The organism is Cohnella fermenti (assembly GCF_004801405.1).
GTDB lineage: Bacteria > Bacillota > Bacilli > Paenibacillales > Paenibacillaceae > Cohnella > Cohnella fermenti.
The window spans coordinates 1-725 of record NZ_SSOB01000117.1; the positions used below are offsets into that span (position 1 = coordinate 1).

Sequence of the window (725 nt, forward strand, 5' to 3'; positions counted from 1 at the left end):
GCGGACAAGCTTGCCGTATCCGAGATTCACATCGGGCTCGAAGCCACCTCGGTTTACAGTTGGCACCCGGCCATGTATCTGCATCAGGATGCTGAGCTGCAAGCGCGCAAGGCCAAGGTATTCACTTTGAATCCCAAGCTCATCAGCAAGTTCCGCGAAGCCTATGCCGACATGGACAAGACCGATCGCCTCGACGCCTGGATTATCGCGGATCGCCTGCGCTTCGGCCGCCTGACGACCACCATCGTCATGCAGGAGCAATATGTCGCGCTCCAGCGCCTTACGCGCATGCGGTTCCATCTGGTCCACAATCTGGCCCGCGAGAAACAATACTTCTTGCAGAACCTGTTCTACAAATGCAATGCCTTTACGACCGAGGTCGACAGCTCGGTGTTCGGACACGCCCTCATGGAGATGCTCTCCGAGAAGTTCAGCCTCGACGACATCGCCGACATGGAAGTGGCCGACCTGGCCGACTACCTGCGGGACAAGGGGCGCAATCGCTTCCCGGATCCCGAGCGCGTCGCCCGCTGCATCCAGCAGGCCGCTCGCGCCTCCTACCGGCTGTCCAAGGTGGTGGAGGACTCAATTGACCTGGTGCTCGGCACGTCCATCGAATCGATCCGCAGCATTCAGAAACAGCTCAAAGATCTCGACAAGGCGATCGCGCGTGTTCTCGATGGCATCCAGGGCGCCCAGTGCCTGCTGTCGGTGCCGGGCATCGG

General features: G+C 60.1%; 1 protein-coding gene. It reads left to right on the forward strand.

What is annotated here, in order from left to right:
• The coding region (locus E6C55_RS33260) for an IS110 family transposase (RefSeq protein ID WP_136374120.1) at positions 1–725 on the forward strand (725 nt) is incomplete at both ends.